Annotated in this window: 2 protein-coding genes; both read left to right on the forward strand. The window is 31.5% G+C overall.

Annotation, left to right across the window (positions count from 1 at the left end):
- The first annotated feature begins 228 nt into the window (after positions 1 to 228).
- Entirely contained in the window at positions 229 to 522 is a 294-nt protein-coding gene (locus M4I23_RS19495; protein ID WP_249755526.1) for a barstar family protein, read from the forward strand.
- Positions 523 to 828, forward strand: a complete 306-nt coding sequence (locus M4I23_RS19500; RefSeq protein ID WP_249755527.1) for a hypothetical protein — start codon at positions 523 to 525, stop codon at positions 826 to 828.
- Positions 829 to 1,140: the final 312 nt, after the last annotated feature.

A 1,140-nucleotide genomic window follows, 5' to 3' on the forward strand; every position in this document is an offset into this window, starting at 1 on the left:
CGCGTTTGGTTGCTTATGATTTTCCTGCGGAAAATCCACGCACACAAACAACGCACTATTCTTATACGTAAACGTTGGCAGTAATTCCCCTTTTTTCGGGAAAGAAAATAATTACTTTAAGGTAACGTTTAGTTCCAGAAAAAAAGAAAAATACAGCTGAAAATAAAAAACATAAATAATTGATTTTCAGAACATTGAAAAAACGTTACTCAGAATTTAAGAACCGAAATGCAAACATTCAGAATCAAAGGAAAAAGATTAAAGAATTGGAAGACATTCCACTCTGAATTTAAGAAAAAAATGAACTTTCCAGATTATTATGGAGAAAATATGAATGCTTGGATTGATTGCGTGGACGAACTGACTGACGAACCAACTATTATACAAATTGACAACGGAAAATACCTGAAAGAAAACGAACCTGAATTATTTAACGCAATTTTGGAATGTGGAGCATTTGTTAATTACAGAAAAATAAAGGTCGGAGAAAAGCCGAATTTGATAATCGCAACTGACAATTAAATGAAAGAAAGCAAAATTTTAAAATGGATTTTCATTTTGGCGACTGGAATTTTGATGTGCCTAATTAGTTTTACTCTAATTTATGACTTACTAATTCCTGATGCCTGTTACTATCATATGAATGAAATGAATTCATTTATGAATCTTTTTTATAGTGTTTGGCCTGGTGACAATGGACATCCAAGTCCGAATTTATTGAATTTGATTATTTCACTAATTATTGGTGGGATTTTAGGATATGGAATTTATAAATATTTGACGAATAAAAACAAACGGAAAATAAAAACTACTGCCAACAATGTATAAAAATAATAAGGGTTACGAGCCAGACCAAAAGTTGGTGTATATTAACAAAGTCCGCCAAATTTACAATTTGACGGTTTAAAGAAATATAACGGTAAAATTGTAAATTTGGCTAAGTGCTAAACTGAAAAGCAAGTCTTTTTTAATCCCTTACTATTCTTATACTAACCGTTGGCATTCATGTCTCACTCATCTCGAAAAAATATATAAACAAGCTTAAAAGTGGTTAAAAAAACTAACTCAACCGACTTCTGACCATTCAAAACGCAACTGTTGCGAACGACTGATTTTACTCATGCTCAAAACATCTGACTT

The organism is Algibacter sp. L4_22 (genome assembly GCF_023473045.1).
Taxonomy (GTDB): Bacteria; Bacteroidota; Bacteroidia; order Flavobacteriales; family Flavobacteriaceae; genus Algibacter.

Excerpts from the sequence above, each read along its gene's own strand:
- M4I23_RS19495 (WP_249755526.1), top strand. The coding sequence starts at position 229 with ATGCAAACATTCAGAATCAAAGGAAAAAGATTAAAGAATTGGAAGACA.
- M4I23_RS19500 (WP_249755527.1), top strand. The coding sequence starts at position 523 with ATGAAAGAAAGCAAAATTTTAAAATGGATTTTCATTTTGGCGACTGGA.